Source organism: Cytobacillus sp. BC1816 (genome assembly GCF_051353635.1).
In the GTDB taxonomy this organism is placed as follows: Bacteria; Bacillota; Bacilli; order Bacillales; family Cytobacillaceae; genus Cytobacillus; species Cytobacillus oceanisediminis_C.
In genome coordinates this window covers 3024823-3040690 of the sequence record NZ_CP195611.1, presented here as the reverse complement: position 1 = coordinate 3040690, position 15868 = coordinate 3024823, and the positions used below count along the sequence as shown (strand labels likewise).

General features: G+C 44.0%; 7 protein-coding genes and 2 pseudogenes. 6 read left to right on the top strand and 3 right to left on the bottom strand.

The annotated features are described in order from the left end of the window. Positions 1 to 41: 41 nt before the first annotated feature. Positions 42 to 1010 (bottom strand): NAD(P)-dependent alcohol dehydrogenase, encoded by a 969-nt coding sequence (locus ACR42H_RS15510; protein ID WP_436371652.1) that lies wholly within the window; start codon positions 1008 to 1010, stop codon positions 42 to 44. Between the two features lie 299 nt (positions 1011 to 1309). On the opposite strand from ACR42H_RS15510, the gene ACR42H_RS15505 reads away from it, so the two are divergent. Together ACR42H_RS15505 and ACR42H_RS15500 are read left to right on the top strand one after the other, a co-directional pair. Further along, positions 1310 to 1636 (top strand): ArsR/SmtB family transcription factor, encoded by a 327-nt coding sequence (locus tag ACR42H_RS15505; protein ID WP_035329701.1) that lies wholly within the window; start codon positions 1310 to 1312, stop codon positions 1634 to 1636. A gap of 88 nt (positions 1637 to 1724) precedes the next feature. After that, positions 1725 to 2240: an SRPBCC domain-containing protein gene (locus ACR42H_RS15500; protein ID WP_113885189.1), complete on the top strand. Its 516-nt coding sequence runs from the start codon at positions 1725 to 1727 to the stop codon at positions 2238 to 2240. 353 nt (positions 2241 to 2593) lie between these two features. Here the strand turns inward: ACR42H_RS15500 and ACR42H_RS15495 are convergent. Further along, positions 2594 to 2845 (bottom strand): annotated as a pseudogene (locus ACR42H_RS15495) (alpha/beta hydrolase); the annotation flags it as partial. Positions 2846 to 3379: 534 nt separating this feature from the next. On the opposite strand from ACR42H_RS15495, the gene ACR42H_RS15490 reads away from it, so the two are divergent. The 3 genes from ACR42H_RS15490 to ACR42H_RS15480 all read left to right on the top strand — a co-directional run bounded on the left by ACR42H_RS15490 (position 3380) and on the right by ACR42H_RS15480 (position 9864). Beyond that, complete coding sequence (locus ACR42H_RS15490; RefSeq protein WP_436371649.1) at positions 3380 to 5239, top strand: GAF domain-containing sensor histidine kinase; 1860 nt, start codon at positions 3380 to 3382, stop codon at positions 5237 to 5239. Next, positions 5214 to 5861: a response regulator gene (locus ACR42H_RS15485; protein ID WP_113885192.1), complete on the top strand. Its 648-nt coding sequence runs from the start codon at positions 5214 to 5216 to the stop codon at positions 5859 to 5861. Before ACR42H_RS15490 ends, ACR42H_RS15485 begins: the two co-directional genes overlap by 26 nt. Before the next feature lie 361 nt (positions 5862 to 6222). Next, on the top strand, positions 6223 to 9864 hold the full coding sequence (locus ACR42H_RS15480) for a S8 family serine peptidase (RefSeq protein WP_436371647.1): 3642 nt from the start codon (positions 6223 to 6225) through the stop codon (positions 9862 to 9864). A 578-nt stretch (positions 9865 to 10442) separates the two neighbouring features. On the opposite strand, the pseudogene ACR42H_RS15475 reads toward ACR42H_RS15480, so the two are convergent. Continuing rightward, positions 10443 to 11032, bottom strand: a pseudogene (locus ACR42H_RS15475) (IS3 family transposase); the annotation flags it as partial. Positions 11033 to 11535: 503 nt separating this feature from the next. Between ACR42H_RS15475 and ACR42H_RS15470 the strand changes: the two are divergent. Further along, complete coding sequence (locus ACR42H_RS15470; RefSeq protein WP_436371645.1) at positions 11536 to 15588, top strand: S8 family serine peptidase; 4053 nt, start codon at positions 11536 to 11538, stop codon at positions 15586 to 15588. The last annotated feature ends 280 nt before the right edge of the window (positions 15589 to 15868 follow it).

The following is a 15868-nucleotide window of genomic DNA, read 5'->3' as shown; positions in this document are numbered from 1 at the left end:
CTTCTCCTCCCCCACACTGAACACACAAAGAATCTTAACCTCTAGGAAGCTTCTGCAATTGTAATGATTACTTTTCCTTGAGCGTGCCCTTCTTCAAAGTATCTGAAAGCTTTGTCCACTTCACTAAATTTAAACAATCGATCAATGACCGGCTTTACTTTGCCGGTTTCAAGAAGTTCGCTCATAAAAAACAGGTCTTTTTGATTTTGCCTCTGCAGCATGCTGCTCATTTTTTTGTTTCCGGTTAAAGAAATCCACGGGCCCATGACCATTGCCTGTGTAAATTGTGCTCCTGAACCACCGGCAAGCACATAAGTTCCATCAGGCCTTAAAGCCCGCTTATAAACTGAAATCGGCTGATACCCGTTAACAGCCAGAATCAGGTCATACTTCTCTGTCCTTTTGGTGAAATCCTCCTTTTGATAATCGATGGCATGGTCCGCTCCGAGAGTACGCAAAATGTCTAAATTTCTTGTACTGCATACGCCGGTAACTTCAGCACCAAATGATTTGGCAATTTGTACGGCGAAAGTTCCTACACCGCCTGAGGCCCCATAAATCAAGACCTTCTGGCCTGCCTGAATATTTCCTTTATCTCTTAAGGCCTGGAGTGCCGTGACTCCCGCCATGGGCACTGCGGCCGCCTCCCCGAAGGAAATATTGGCTGGTTTTAATGCCAGGGCCTTTTCAGGGACAGATACAAATTCAGCATAACCGCCCCACCCGAAGCCTGAGAGATCTCCGAACACATTATCGCCTGGCTGAAACTGCGTGACTTTTTTGCCGACTGCTTCCACCTGACCGGCTATGTCACCTCCTGGTATCGTGTGTTTTGGTTTTAGAAGACCGTAAACAAAGCGTGCCAGGTATGGTTTTCCTTTTAAGAGGAGAAGATTCCCATAATTCACAGATGCTGCGTGAACCTTTACAAGTACCTCATGATCCTTTGGAACTGGTTTATCTAGATATGTCAATTTAAGATTATCTGGCGAACCGTATTTTCGATACACGATTGCTTTCAGAAAAAATCCCTCCTAATTTTCCAGGTAATACATGAATTCGTTTAAAATGACATCTATTAATACTATTCGAGGAAGAAATATTCAAGACTATATTCCTTCTTTGACTGATGAAGAGGGCCCTAAAGGGTCAATGTAGCCTATTTTTCAAATTATTTATAATATTCCTTTACAGGAATATTCCTTATGATGTATATTGTTATTAAGGAAAGTTAAACTAAGGAAGCGGGGGTGGGATCGACAATAGAAATAGAAAAAGAGAACACAATTACACTGGGAGATGATTCAACATGAACGGGCAAATTTTCAGTGCCCTGGCTGAGCCCAACCGCCTGGATATCATTGACCTGCTGCTGGAAGGAGCACTTCCGGTGGGGGATATTGCAAAAAAGCTTGATTTAAACCAGCCTCAAACCTCCAAGCATCTTCGCGTTCTTTGTGACGCTGGCCTCGTGGAGGTTCAGCCGATCGCCAACCGCCGGATTTATAAAATCAGGCCTGAACCGTTTCAAGAACTGGATAGGTGGCTTGATTCCTATCGTCGATTATGGGAAGGCAGGATGGATAGATTGGATGATTACCTTAATGTATTGCAGGGCAAAAAACCTTTGAATTGATGGAAGAAAAATAGACGAAGGCTAAACAAGATCTGTCCCTTGAGCTACAGACGGCTTTACAAATACAGCTTCTAATGGAGGAGTAACAATGTCAAATAATGCAATGCTTTCAAGAGTTGAAGATGAACGAGTGCTTGTATTGGAGCGCGTATTCGATGCACCGCGCGAGCTTGTCTTTAAAATGTTTAAAGAGCCGGAACACCTGAAACATTGGTGGGGCCCGAGAGGCTGGGAGCTCCCAGTTTGCAGTGTTGACTTCAGACCTGGCGGAGTATGGCATTATTGCATGAAGTGTGTTGATCGGAATCAGGGCCAATTCTATGGCATGGAATCTTGGGGCAAGGGGATATACAAGGAAATTAGCGAACCGGAGAGCATCAGCTATACGGACTATTTTTCCGATGCTGAAGGGACTATTAACGAGGAAATGCCTTCTACTGAAGTGACTCTGGAATTTGTGGATGTGGACGGCAAAACAAAATTAATTAACCGTGGAGAATATGTATCCGCAGAGGCGCTTCAGTCCGTAATGGAAATGGGTATGCTGCAAGGTATTACAGATACTTGGAATCGTCTGGAAGAGCATTTGAACGAGGTCAAATAACGAAATTTAACATAAGGCAAGAATTGCTGCAAATATATTATTTAACATGGCGTTGATCCAAGAGGGGATTAACGCTTATTTTATGAAATAACTTTTATTTGCGAAACTTTAATTTCTAAAAAAGCTAAATTTACAGGAAATCTCAGTTTTACTCTATAGTACATAGAAATCTATTTTAAGTAACAATTTGTAATTTGGGCCAGGTGTCATAATGGATTTATAAAACTAAGGCAGTTTCAAGCCAATTAAAAAACCGTTTTCCTAACTTACTAGGAAAACGGCTGAATAATTAATGATAACAATCTTCTGTTTTAATTTATACCACACATCTAAATTTTAAAATGACCTTATATTTAAAGGTTTTCTTTATAGAAAGCTTCTAGTTTTTTAACAGCCTGACTAACTGGTTCTGGTTGGTGGTATAAATCATAGTGAGATGCACCTTCAACAATAAACAAATCCTTTTTATCGGAAGCTGCTCTATTATAAAGTTCATGACCATCTTTATAGGAACCGAATGCACCTTGTACGTTACCAACAATAATCTGTAACGGTTGCGTTAGTAGCTCTTCGACTAAATGGAAAGCATCAAAACCTATCAACGAAGCCTGCTTGCGTGTCTATAAAAATAAAGGTGCAAATCAAATGGTTAGATGGGAGCTTATTAGATCTCTCGCTTAAAATTAAACAATCGGACTAATTTAGGAATTCTGATAGATAATCAAACTGATATTTTTAATTGGATATAGATAAAGACACTACGGTAATACTTCTGTACTATAAAAATACCCCTTAAGATGAATAGCTTTAGGCAACTTAATTTGAAATAATAAATTCAACAAAACCTTGAATAGGTTTTGCCCAGCATTGGTTAGTGGTTTCGCCATTAGACTAGTGTCTGGGTTTTTTATATTTTTTGAGGTCTCATAATTCTAAACTCATGGGGAGTTTAAGTATCTACTTCCCTCTAATCTGAGTGTATTGACTGCAAAGGTTCTTAACCCATTCTTTACGAAAGAAAAGTTTATACTTCTCCTCGCTTATTATCAGATCTACACTATTTCTTTTTGTTGTATTTTAATAGTTATAAAGATAAAATCAAATAACAGAATATTCTTAATCAAAGGAGGTGGAAGAGGTTGGAAAAATACCTTTTTAAAAAAAGAGAAGAGTATTCCAAATATTTTCTTTGGATTATTTCCATGATAGGATGGACAGTTATTTTACTTTCAGGTTTCCATATTGAAAAAGTAGATGATTTTTTGATTTTCATACTTTTAGTTGTATTTTTATTTATTAGTGAGTATTATCCAATGCCAATATGGAAAGGTTTTACATCCGTATCCTTTCCCCTTGTATATATACTCTATCTTGCCTACGGTTTTCCCGCTATGTCTATTACATATGCATTTGTTATCCTTTTAGTCTACATATTTAGACGCCGTCCTTTGCGAATAATTCTTTTCAACCCCGCCCAATTGGTCTTGAGTTTTTTTGCCAGCTTATACATGCTGCAGCTCTTTCATCCGATGATAGAGAGATTAATCGAAATCTCGACTGTAAGAGGAATCACAGAGTACCTCTTTCTACTCTGCTTCTTTAGTATTTTTAATAATGCAATCGTGGATATTTTGCACCTCATACGACCGCAATTATACTCAGTTAAGATGTGGAAGCAAAAAACACTTACGGAATTAAGCAGTGCAGCTGTATCGCTTGTATATGGAATTCTCCTTTACCTTCTAGGAGGTCTAGACCGAGGCGAAGTCGATATTTTTTCATACTTTTCCTTTTTTTCACCGTTAGTGGGATTCTCCCTTATAAGCTCAACCATTACGAGACTTAAAAGGGAGAAAAAAAGAATGAAAGCACTTTTTTCAATGACGACAGAATTAAATCAAATGCTTCCAACAAAAGAATGGCTGTCTACTCTTAAGAAAAGCTTTAATGAGTTAATTAAAGTAGAGGCAAGCATCTTATGGATTAAGGAAGAGGGAGAGTGGAGGCTGCGTTTTCAAGATGGGAGGACAGTTCCAGGATTCAGTGTAAGAACGGTAACATTAGAGGGCTTTGAAGAAATAAGAAAGCCAACTTTATACACTTATGGAAAAAAAGAAGATGGAATTGCTACAGAATGTTTTGAAAAGGATTTAAAAACATTCGTTTACTCGCCTCTCGTTGTTGAAAATGAAGCAGTAGGAATGTTCATTGTGGCAAGAAGCCTGACCAAAAGCTTTGAAGATCATGAGGTACAATCCATTGCTACACTTGCCAATCAGCTTGCTGTAAACATTAAAACGAGAATGCTAATTACGGAAAAGGAAAAGCGTATTATTTTAGAAGAAAGAAATCGGATTGCTAGGGACATTCATGACGGAATCGCTCAAACTTTAGCAGGTGCAGTTATGAAGCTTGAAACGGCAGAGAAAAAATTCAGTAAACATCCTATTGAAACGAAAAAATTAATAGAGGAAAGTATTAAAGGACTACGGGAAAGCTTGAAGGAAGTTCGTGAATCTATTTATGCATTACGCCCGTACCCAACGGAAAGAGTAGGTTTAACAACTGCTATTTCTAACAAAATTGAAGATTTACGCCAGGAATATAATCAAGCTATTTATTTTGTAATTAGAGGAAACGAGATTCAGCTTAGTCCTATGGCAGAAAAAGTATTATTTGACACTTTTCAAGAAAGCATTCATAACAGCATAAAACATTCAATGGCATCAAAAATAGATATCTTATTATGCTATCAAACCGAAAATATTTTATTGAAAATCAAAGATAACGGAAAAGGTTTTTCACTTTTTCAGGCCATGCTTAAAGCTCGTAATCAGCCACACTTTGGCATACTGCAAATGAATGATGCTGCTGATAAGATCAATGCTTCGTTGCAAATAGACAGTAAGGAAGGAGCTGGAACAATAGTGACGATGAATATACCGAAAATGGGATTAGAAGGGGGAGACATAGTTGATCAAGCTTATGCTAGTAGATGACCATGCAGTTCTTAGAGATGGATTAAGGAATATTTTAGAGATGGAAGAAGATGTTCAAGTAGTTGGGGAAGCGGTATCAGGGGAAGATGCTCTTATAAAAGTAAACGAATGCAAACCAGATATCATATTAATGGATATCAATATGCCTGCTAGAAGCGGTGTAGAAGTTACGGGTATTTTAAAAAAACAGTTCCCTGGCATAAAAATACTTGTGCTCACCATGCATAGCCATGAAGAGTTTTTTATGTCAGCGATTCGCGAAGGAGCAGATGGTTATCTATTAAAGGACGCCCCTTCCTATCAGGTAGTAGAGGCTATTCGAACAGTTGCACGTGGCGAGTCCGTGATACACCCTTCGATGACCAAAAAGCTGCTTTCATTCCATCAACAAAAGAATATTGAAAATGAAGACACTGCATTAACCGATCGAGAAAAGGAAGTTCTCTTTTGCCTAGTTGAAGGTTTAAGCAATAAGGAAATAGCAGGCCGCCTATTTATAAGTGATAAAACCGTAAAGATACATGTTAGCAAAATCTTTAAGAAATTAAATGTAAAAAGCAGATCGCAAGTTGTGATTTTTGCGGTGCAAAATAAGCTAGTACCGATTCACATAGGTTCCTGAAATAGGAACTTTTTTTATGCATTTATTAAAAGATCTTCTCATTCCCTCTGAAGTTATTCCCGGCGTCTACTAATACTTAAGTAGTAGAGAAGATAGTACGCTAGCAAGAGCATTTTACCCCTTATGCATAATTCTTGTTTTGATCAAATCATGAGAGAATACCAAAAAAGGCAAGGAGATGAAAATGGATGAAGTTTAAAGTGTTGTTATAAGTTTAGGAAAATTTGAAATGACCATCCAACGGTTATTAAGCCAACAAAGGAGGTCATTGAGAAACGGGGAAATTGTTTTTCAGTATCGATAGACTTTTTATTTAGTAGATAAAAAGTTTTTCGAGGTTAACATTTTGAGGGGAGGAAGAATGTTGAATAGAAAACAAAAACAGGTTAGAGCATTCAGTATGATAGCAACTTTCCTAATGATCTTTTCACTTATTGCACCTGGACTTGCAGGGGCAGAAACAAGTGGTAATAACTCGGCGAGCGCCGAGCGTGGTGCCGTCGAAGTGACAACAGCGGCTAGCGGCTCGACGGACCAAGCCCGCACCAAAGCCCGTAAGAAGGGGACATATCTCATCCAGATGGCTCTGGACCCGGTCGTTACCTATGAAGGTGGCGTGAAGGGCTTGAAACCGACGCGCCCCCACAAAGGCAGCAAGATGAACCCTGCTGCGCAAGAGGTGGAGGACTATGCCGAACATCTGAGAGGTCGCCAACGAGCAGCGCTGACGAAGGTTAACGGAGGCAGCCCAATCTACAACTATGTCTATACGTACAACGGCTTCACAGCGCAGCTAACTGGCGACCAGGCCACCAAGCTGGCCGAGCAGCCTGAGGTCTTAGCAGTGCACGAGGATGTGCTGCACGAGATCAACACCGCCTCGACGCCAAGCTTCCTCGGATTGGATGACGAAGACGGCCTCTGGGAACATCTCGGCGGGCCGAACGGAGGCAGGAAAGTTCCAGGAGCCGGTGAGGACATCGTGATCGGCGTAATCGACAGCGGGATCTGGCCGGAAGCAAGCAGCTTCTCCGATCGCGATGAAAACGGCAAGCGCACCTATTTGGGCAGGCCGAAGGACTCCCGAGGCACCTGTGCCTCGGCCGAGACGGTCGGGGACGACTCTTGGGACGCGAACCTGTGCAATAGCAAGCTAGTGACTGCCCAGTACTTCAACGCCGGGTGGGGCGGAAACGACGTGTTGAAGGAGACACGTCCGTGGGAGTTCCTCTCACCGCGTGACTACAACGGACACGGCACCCACACTGCCTCAACGGCAGCAGGTAACCACGGAGTTGACGTAACCGGGCCGGCGGAGGTATTCGGTGAAATCAGCGGCATCGCTCCACGCGCGCGGATCGCCGCGTATAAGGCGCTCTGGTCCACTGAGGACGGATCGACTGCCAACGGCTACACCTCTGACCTGTTAGCCGCGATTGAAAGTGCGGTTGCTGACGGTGTCGACGTTATCAACTACTCTGTCTCCGGCACCAGCACGGACTTCCTCGATCCCGTCGAGGTCGCCTTCCTTAACGCCGCGAACGTCGGCGTGTTCGTCTCAGCCTCCGCGGGGAACTCTGGACCGTCCACTTCGACGGTGGCCCACCCGAGTCCCTGGGTGACGACAGTCGCAGCTGGAACCCACAACCGGGTTACCACAGGCACAGTCACACTGGGCAACGGCAAGAGCTACACGGGCGCCTCGGCAGCTGCTTCAGCCGTCGGCCCTGTGCCGCTCATCTCAGGCAGAGACGCAGCGTTGGACGGAGCCAACAAGAATTTGGCGGCACGTTGCTACGCCGACATCGACAATGGTGGAAAACCGGTGCTTGACCCAGCTAAGGTCGAGGGTAACATCGTCCTGTGTGAACGTGGCGGATCGACGGCCCGGATCAACAAGAGCCTCGCAGTCGCAGACGCTGGGGGTGTCGGCATGATCCTTGTCAACGCGTACGAGAACACTCTGAACTCTGACTTCCATGCAGTTCCTACGTTGCATTTGGCCGACTCGGCCCTTGCCGAATTGAAGGCATACGCTGCCACGAACGGTGCGACCGCCACCATCTCCGCGGCGCGTATTGAAGACGGCGCCGAGGCTCCTTACATCGCTGAGTTCTCCTCCCGAGGCCCACTCGTGGCTGGTGGCGGAGATGTACTGAAGCCGGACCTCATCGCTCCGGGTCAGGACATCCTAGCCGCGGTTGCGCCCCCGGGTCAGGGTGGCATGGAGTATAACCTGATGAGCGGTACCTCTATGTCGGCGCCGCACGTGGCCGGTCTCGCAGCCCTGCTGCGCGACCTTCACCCGGACTGGTCGCCTATGATGATCAAGTCCGCGCTGATGACTACCGGGTCTAACGTCCTCGACGGCGATGCCAACGATCCATCGGTGACCTTCGGCCAGGGCGCCGGGCATGTGCAGCCTAACGACGCTACCGACCCCGGCCTGGTCTACGAGAGCAACGCCGAGGACTGGCTTGCCTTCCTGTGCGGGTCCACACAGGGTGTCGATGAGGCGGTGTGCGATAATCTAAAACAATCGGGCCACTCCTTAGACCCGAGCGACATGAACACGCCATCGATAGCGATCGGGCTGCTTGACGGCACCCAGACGGTCACCCGCACGGTCACCAACGTCGGGGAAACGAAGGCCACTTACACTGCGTCCGTCACTGGCCTCAAGGGTGTCGACGTCAAAGTTGAGCCGAGTACTCTCACCATTGAACCGGGGAAGAGCGCATCGTTCTCTGTCACCTTCACGCTGACCGACGCCGAGGAGTTCACCTATAACGGTGGGCAGCTGAGCTGGGCAGATGGCACGCATACTGTACGCTCGCCTATCGTACTTCGGGCACGTCAGGCCGGTGACGAGGAATGGGCCGCACGCTACGACGGCGAGCGGGGCCAATTCGGCACCTCAAAAGACTCTGGAGAAGAGCTCCTGTTGCACCCGGAGGGAAAGAGGGTGTACATGAATGGGACGAGCGCACCGCCAGTGGCGGGTGGATTAGTCACAGACATCCTCACTGCCGCCTACGACCCTGACTCCGGTGAGGAGCTGTGGTCAGTTCAGTGGGACGGCTCAGAGGGCGGATCTGACGAACCGGGCGGCTTCGGGATGAGCCCGGACGGAGAGACATTGTACATTGCAGGCACTAGCGGTGGGGACGCCGTCTTAATGGCCCTCAACGGTGCGACCGGCGAAGAGCTGTGGCAGGTGAGGCAGGATGGTCCCGGCGCCGCATCGGACGTGCTGAAGGACATAGTGGTTAGCCCGGACGGGTCGACATTGTATGTGACCGGGTACTCCAACATGGGAGGGACCCAGTTGGACTACGCCACAGCCGCCTATGACGCTGCGACCGGCGCTCAACGCTGGTTGTCCTACTACGATGACGAGGTGGAAGGCACCGACGACGCCCGTGCCATTGCGGTGAGCGCGGACGGCGGGACGGTCGTCATTACTGGGCAAAGTGCCGGCGAGGGCACTGGCCTTACCGACTGGGGCACCGTGGCCTATGACGCTGCCACGGGCAAGCAAATCTGGGATGTCCTGCACAATGGCTCCCAGGGCAGAATCGATGTTGCCGACTCGGTCGCGATCGTCGGTGACACCGTGATCGTCGCGGGTGCTGTCAGCAACCTCAACGCACAAACCGACTGGCATACTGTCGGATACGACCTCGCCACGGGCGAACAACGTTGGGTCTCAGAGTATGGAGGCTCGGGGACCGACGTTCCGCGCGCTGTGGCTCCGACGCCTGACGCCAGCACGGTCGTCGTGACCGGAAACGTCGACGGTACCAACATGGACTACGCCACGATAGCCTATGACGTCGCAACCGGTGAGGAGTTGTGGGTCTCGGTACACAACGGTACGGCTAACGGCTTGGACATTGCTTGGGACGTTACCGTCACCGAGGACGGCACTCGGGCAGTCGTGACAGGAGAATCCACTGATACGGCGACACGGAGCGACTACTTCACATCGCTTACGACCTAGAGAACGGTGAGAAGGTGTGGTCGGCCGCCTATGATGCAACAGCCGCGCCGGATGGTGCAAGTGCAGTCGCAGTCGACGCCAGAAAACGAGTATTCGTCACCGGCTCGAGCAACAGCTCTTTAGATAAGGAGTTCGGACTGGACTCTAACTTCGACGCTGCGACCGTGGCCTACCTCGAACCGCTTGAGTAGATCACCAAGGTCTGTAACCATATCAGCCTCCCTTTTGTAAAATTTGAGTATTAATAGAATAGAAAAGACGAGTCTGCGATAAGTGAAGAGACCCAGTTAAATGAGACATGGAAAAAACACCCCCTGAGTCGTATAAATAAATACGATATTAAGAGGGTGTTTTTCTTATGGGAAGAAAGAAGAACTTTTATTCAGAAGAAACAAAAATGAAAGCCATTGAAATGAAATTGTCAGGACAATATCCGAAATCATGAAATTATGGAGGAGTTAGGGATCATTAATCATTCACAGAGTAATTAGGATGATGCTTTAACATCGGCTTTTGCCGCCTGAGGCTATCATGCCCGCCACTCCATATAAAGCATGCGGACAATTAGAGTTTAGTGACTAAGCTACACCTCTAATATAGTTTTCTAACTCTTGAGGGGTTTTGTAGCCTATACTTCCGTGAATTCTCTTAGTACCAGCCTTCAAATAAAGCTATTTTCGCCGATTGATAATCGATATATGTGACATGATGGATCTCTTCTTTTGTCAAAATGGCTTGAATGACACCATGCAAGCATTATCGTATGGCATCCTTTATTACTGATTGATTGTCTGATTCCTTTTGATTGACACCTTTTCAAACTCGTCACTGGTATATTGAGATCCTAGATCCGTATGAAGAATCTGCCCTATATCGGGTTTTTGCGTTTCATACGCATTATTGTACGCTTTAATGACTAGATCCGTAGTCATTGTTCGTGAAAATGAATAACCAATAATTTTTTTGAATGTAAATCCATGACAAAAGCCAAGTAGCACCAACCATCCCTAAGTGTCTTGATATAGGTGATGTCTCCAGCCCATTTTTCATTAATGGTTTCGGTGGTGAAATCCTGTTCAAGCAGATTTTCACGTTTTTCCACTGTGTGTTTACTGGAAGAAGTGCGATATTTTTTCTGTGTGATCGAACGAATCCCGGCCTTTTTCATTTCCCCTCTGAAGTTATTCCCGACGTCTTACTAAAACTTAAGTAGTAGAGAAGATAGTACGCTAGCAAGAGCATTTTACCCCTTATGCATAATTCTTGTTTTGATCAAATCATGAGAGAATACCAAAAAAGGCAAGGTGATGAAAATGGATGAAGTTTAAAGTATTGTTATAAGTTTAGGAAAATTTGATATGACCATCCAACAACCGTTTACGACATTTGCGAATGAAACATTCAAAGATGATAAAGAAGGTATGAAGATAGCAAAACATCCTACTCTTGTACATTCACTAAAGCTAAGGAATCTACTTCTTTTATTTTAGTCAGTGATCTTAGTGTTATCTTACCCACTAAGATGGTAGATTTAAACGGTTATTAAGCCAACAAAGGAGGTCATTGAGAAACAGGGAAATTGTTTTTCAGTATCGATAGACTTTTTGATTAAGAGTTTTTCATGGTTTAAATTATTAAAGTTCTATTTTAATTGAGAATGGAGGAATAATTTTGGGAAAGGAAGTATCATCGAAGCTTTCAAAGGGGCTGTCGACTTTTGCGTTAGCAGGTGCTTTGGTCATGAGTGGGTTGCCTTTGGCACAGCCACATTCTGTCGTAGCAAAGACGGAGTCTGTTGTGACATATAAAGAAGTATTGAACAATATAACTCCAGAACAAAGACGGGTCATAAAAGTGATTACGAGCGCGTCTGCAGATGTAGGTATCCAGCTTCCTTCTACGATTGATCTATCAAGTGATAAAGAAATTTCAGTCATCGTAGAGTTTAAAGGAAATGCACCTATGACAAATGTATTGCTTGAAGAGTTGAAAGGTAATAAGCTTTCGATTAACGATGCGAAAGCTCAGGTAGAGAAAGAACATAAGAATTTTAAAGAAGATCTTAAGAAGTTAAAGGTAAAAGGAAAGATTACAAGTTCTTTCCAGGAATCCTATAATGGGGTATCAATGTCACTGCCTGCATCTCAAGTTAGCAAACTAGCAGAATCCAAACATGTAAAGAACATTTGGGAAAATCAAAAGGTAGAGCTAATACAACCGGTTAGTAATGAAGCTGAGCAAAGCAGTATATATATAGGGAAGCATCCGCATGAAATGTCACAGGTGGATAAGCTTTATGAGAAGGGTTTGACGGGGAAAGGAGTCAAAGTAGCTGTTCTTGATTCGGGAATTGATTATAATCATCCGGATCTGATGGATGCCTATAAAGGCGGATATGATTTCGTAGATGAGGATAACGATCCGATGGAAGCGACCTACGAAGAGTGGAAGGAATCAGGACAACCGTTATACAATCCAACGCTGTATTACACGTCTCATGGCACTCATGTGTCCGGGATCCTTGCAGGTCAAGGGGATGGCAAATCGCCATTATCGGTAAAAGGAGTGGCACCTGACGCAGATTTATATGTTTATCGCGTCTTAGGGCCTTATGGATCAGGGACAATCGAAGATGTTCTTCAGGGAATTGAACAATCCTTAAAAGACAAGATGGATGTGATTAACCTTTCGCTTGGAGATGTTCTGAATGATCCGCTCTCGCCATTATCGGCTTCCATTAACAATGCCGCTCTTGCTGGTGTCACGCCTGTTCTGGCCGCAGGAAATGAAGGCCCGGGACTTTATTCCGTTGGATCACCGGCCACATCTGCGCTTGGCATTACAGTTGGATCAACGGATACAAAGGTAAGCTATCCCAATTTCACGGGAACACTTCAATCTAGCCAGTTGCAAGGAAATATTGAACTTCGTTATTCAACGTCTGAATTAGGAGTCAATCCTCGTGATTTAAAAGGAAAAACACTTCCAATAGTAGATGTTGGTCAAGGGACTGAGACAGAGTATGAAGGAAAAGATGTAAGGGGCAAAATTGTATTAATTCAAACGGGGGGCACCGAACGACTAAATGTCGCATTTTCCATTGCAAAAGAAAAAGGCGCGGCTGTAGCCATTGGCTATTCCAAATACGGAGGATTTATTTCCGATTCGTTCCCAGAAGACCCACATTTGCTTCCGGCTTTCACGATGGAAGGCAGTTTAGCAAAGGAATTATCGAATGCACTGAAAACAGAAGAAGTGACGGTAACATTTGATGAAATTAAAGAAAGAGAAATAGAAAGGGATGATTATATTTCTTTCTTTAGTTCAAGTGGTCCTGCAAGACTTACGTATGATATAAAACCGGAAGTGGTCGCACCGGGCGGGAATATTTTATCTACAGTGCCAAAGTACTACTATCAAGTGGATGATTACAAACAATCCTATGCAAAGTTCTCTGGCACATCTATGGCAGCACCTCATGTGGCTGGAATCGCAGCCCTGCTTCTTCAAGCAAATCCAAAGAGCGCCCCCGATGACATTAAGGGTATGCTCATGAATACAGCAGATGATTTAGAGCCGAACTACAGTGTTTTTGACTTGGGTGCTGGGAAAGTGGATGCGCTTGAAGCAGCTGAAGCATCGCTCCTTATTCAAGTAAAGGATACGGCTCCTCATATGAAAAATGGTAAATTTAAGACCGTAAAAGACTTAACAGGTGCTTTAAGCTTTGGCACCAAGTTTGTAACGGGTTCTGATATTGTAGACTCCCGAGAGATTTCTCTGCAAAATCGTTCGGATCAAGATCAAGAATACTCAGTTGATATAAGCTTTAATGTGAATGCGAGAGGCTCTTTAGACGGACAGAAGCAAGGGGTAGAGCTGAAGACTGCTGAAACCGTTGCCTTGAAAGCAAACGGGAAAAAAGAGATATCAGTTAACCTGCTCATACCAGAAGCAGCAGAAATAGGGATTTACGAAGGGTATGTGACGTTTACCAATGTAAATCAGGAAGGTGAGGTCTATCAGCTTCCATTTGCAGTACGAAAAGTGAAAGAGGGTGTAGATTATGTTGAATCTTCTAACTTTTTATCTACAGTACGAGAAAATGGCTATTCAAGTTCTCCAAGCTTAAATGGAAGTTTTTCACTGAACTCTCACATGAAGAACATAGACATTTTCCTTGTGGATACAGAAACTAATAAGGAAATTGGCTTCCTTGGAAGCATGGATGGAAGGTTTATTCAAGAGAATACACATGTTAACCTTTATGGTTATTTTAACGGCAGTTATTACCCATTAACGAATGATCCCCGTCAGCCGATTGCTTATGAAACCAAAGAAGCTATTCAAGGGACTTTTAAAACAAAATTTGTATTTACAGCTGATGATGGTAAACAAACGATTATCGAAAAGCCGTTCGTCCTGGATAATGAGATGCCAACCCTTCACACAGAACTCAAAGAGAGAATCATTGAAGTGGATTCTGATGCTTCCTTCATCATACCAGGGGCGATTCAAGATCCGCAAATCGACCTTGCTAAGGGAGCGGGAATAGAAGTGAATCAAGGGAATAATCGTGTGACATACCTAGCCAGCGACAGGGGGTATGATCAGTATGCTACTGTTAATGAAGCAGGAAACTTCCAAATTAACGGTTATTTGCCTAGTTACAGAAAGGTAGTTTCCTATACGGTAAAAGGAATGGACAGGGCGGGAGTTAATTCCCTTCAAAAAGAATATTTCTACGTAAGAAAGGGAACTCCTTATCTCGCTACTGTACCTGACAAGGAAGAAGTGAAGACAGGAGAAAACATTCACTATTCTGTTTCAGCTCATAACCACGTGGCATGGAAACAATTAACTAATACTTATACATTTAATAAAACGAATTTAAGTATAGATACTGTTGAAGTGGTAGATGAATTGAAAGACAAGGTGATATTGGAAACAGCGGAAACGCCTCAAGGAATGTCCATTACATTAACATCAAAAACAGGCGAAGCCATCGATGCTTCTGAAAGCGGGATATTATTGAACATTGAAGTAAACTTGAAGAATAATACATTTTACAGCAGCTATCTTCCATTAACATCAAGCGGAATTAAACTGACGAAAACAGATAATACCACTATTGCTTTAGAAGGAATTTCTCCTTCTGTCAAAGTATGGTCCAGCCTTTCTGAACTAACAAGCGAGATGAATGGTGAAGCAGTATTCCTTCGTGATAAGTATGGAAAACTTTTAACCACAGATATTGACTATAAGCAACTTGGCGCAGTCATTAAAGCTGTAGATCAGGCAGGCAATGAATATCAAGGTGAAGTGATTAATGATGGCAAATTCAAGATACTGCTGCCGTCCACACAAGAAAACATGACACTTATATTTGAAGCACCAGGCCATTTTAAAGTAGTAAAAGAATTCCAGATCGGCCGTGAAGCAGGATATGGGGAGCAACAATTTATCCAATTCTTCCCGGCAGTTGCAGGAGATGCCAATAATGACCAAATCGTGGATATCAAAGATGCTGTCTATCTAGAAGAACATTGGAGAACAGCTGATCGCCAGGCAGACTTCAATTTTGACGGCAAGGTTGATATGGAAGATATGAAATATATCCAGAACAATTTCTTAAAGGTGAATCCGATGGTGAAAGTGAAGGATAAACCTAAAGAAAAGTTAGCCGGAAGAAACCTTGAGGATATTGTGAATGGGTTGAAGTGATGAATATGAAAGCTATATAGAGATTGAGATATTTGTTTAATCAAGTTTGTGCCTGTCCGTAAAAGGCTAATGTGGGAACAGGCACTTTTTTACCCTTTGCTTAATCAGTTCACCCGTCAGCACGGTGGAAGGGATCGTTTCCCTAATTTTGGTGCCTGCCCCCCAATGTGCTAAAGCTTTAGCGTAGCGTGTTCCTAAAGGTTTAAGTGAGAAATATATTAATAAATAACATCGTTGGATTATAGACAAATTTCAAACAACAAGACCACAGAATACAATA

Excerpts from the sequence above, each read along its gene's own strand:
- ACR42H_RS15505 (WP_035329701.1), top strand. The coding sequence starts at position 1,310 with ATGAACGGGCAAATTTTCAGTGCCCTGGCTGAGCCCAACCGCCTGGAT.
- ACR42H_RS15500 (WP_113885189.1), top strand. The coding sequence starts at position 1,725 with ATGTCAAATAATGCAATGCTTTCAAGAGTTGAAGATGAACGAGTGCTT.
- ACR42H_RS15480 (WP_436371647.1), top strand. The coding sequence starts at position 6,223 with ATGTTGAATAGAAAACAAAAACAGGTTAGAGCATTCAGTATGATAGCA.